Raw genomic sequence first — 1,186 nt, 5'->3', positions numbered from 1 at the left:
CTAACAAACGTTTTTTTAAACATACTGACGTTAGTTACTCTTTTGTAAAAGCGGAAACCGGCCCAAGTTCATTCGTCAAATACTCGCGGATACGCTCAGGGAATTTTTGAATCGAGTCTTTTTGTTCGTTCCAAACTGTATTGATTTTTTCATGATCGATATCTGTATATTGTTGAACAATCATTTTTCGTAGCTGAATAAATGCTTTAAATCCTTCTGAATCTGCTTCAGGGATCACTTTTTCATCTGTCAAAATATCAATAATGTCTTCATAACTTCCTGGATCACGCATAATAAAACCATCGATCATCATATTTCCTACATCAATAATCGCCTCAATACTTATATGAGCAAGACGTTCCAATAATAAGTAATCAGTGAATTTATCACCTTGCCACGCCTCGTAGGTATTTTGAATTTTTTCCATATACTTTAATATTTCTTCTATTTTCTCACGGTTAACAAAATACATCGGATAACCTCCAGTAAATTACTTTTTCTTGATAAATCATGATAACATAATTCAATGTTTTAATAAGAATCTCACATGGATGGTCGATCCTATGCGGAAGTACTAAATTTTTTTAAAAAGGGTATAATAAGGCTATTGCTGTAATGGCTGCGGCTGAGCGTGTAGCCTTAATAAAAGGGCATAATTTCAGCAGCTAAGGATGCAAAGGTCCTTATTCATATTGATGGTCGAATCAAGCGAATAACAGATAAAGATATTTGATGAGATCATTCAATGACGACTTCTCCATCAGGAGATCAGCTAGTGTCATATTTATCAGGGGTCATTACAACTTAAATCATAAATCTCACTTAGTGAAGAATAGGAGATGATGACAGATGGAAGAAAGGCCACTCATTGAAGATGTAACCCAAGATACCAGTACCCGCTTCGTTTCTTTTACGTCCGGAAGTCACCGCTTTGAATTAGCTTTGATGAAAGCTGATTACTTTAATGATCAAACCATGGTCATCAACTTACACAAGAATCGTCAAGCGCTGCTTGATTTAGAAAACATAAATAAAGCCGGACACTTGGAGCACATTTTCCAGCTTAGTGCTATGGAAGCGGAAGAACTTCGGAACTACTTACCAGATTTACTATAAGCATAATGAAACCTCGTTTGGCGAAACTAAGCTAGAGGAGGTTTTTTTATGGGAAAAAAAGATAAAAAAT

The 1,186-nt window shown here is 35.5% G+C and carries 2 protein-coding genes; one reads left to right on the top strand and one right to left on the bottom strand.

Annotated elements, in window-relative coordinates:
* Positions 1 to 34 precede the first annotated feature (34 nt).
* Positions 35 to 472, bottom strand: coding sequence for a DUF86 domain-containing protein (locus LD39_RS12855; protein WP_035547386.1), 438 nt, complete (start codon positions 470 to 472; stop codon positions 35 to 37).
* Between the two features lie 377 nt (positions 473 to 849).
* Here LD39_RS12855 and LD39_RS12850 point away from each other — a divergent pair, with 377 nt between their 5' ends.
* A complete protein-coding gene (locus LD39_RS12850; RefSeq protein WP_035547383.1) occupies positions 850 to 1,116 on the top strand; it encodes a DUF3055 domain-containing protein in 267 nt (88 codons plus the stop codon).
* The last annotated feature ends 70 nt before the right edge of the window (positions 1,117 to 1,186 follow it).

The sequence above is a fragment of the Halobacillus sp. BBL2006 genome (genome assembly GCF_000786645.1).
Taxonomy (GTDB): Bacteria; Bacillota; Bacilli; order Bacillales; family Halobacillaceae; genus Halobacillus.
The sequence above is the reverse complement of the archived record's forward strand: the minus strand, read 5'-3'. Positions and strand labels throughout refer to the sequence as shown.

Bases quoted from the DNA above. Each gene is read 5' to 3' on its own strand.
- LD39_RS12855 (WP_035547386.1), bottom strand. From the start codon at position 472: ATGTATTTTGTTAACCGTGAGAAAATAGAAGAAATATTAAAGTATATG.
- LD39_RS12850 (WP_035547383.1), top strand. From the start codon at position 850: ATGGAAGAAAGGCCACTCATTGAAGATGTAACCCAAGATACCAGTACC.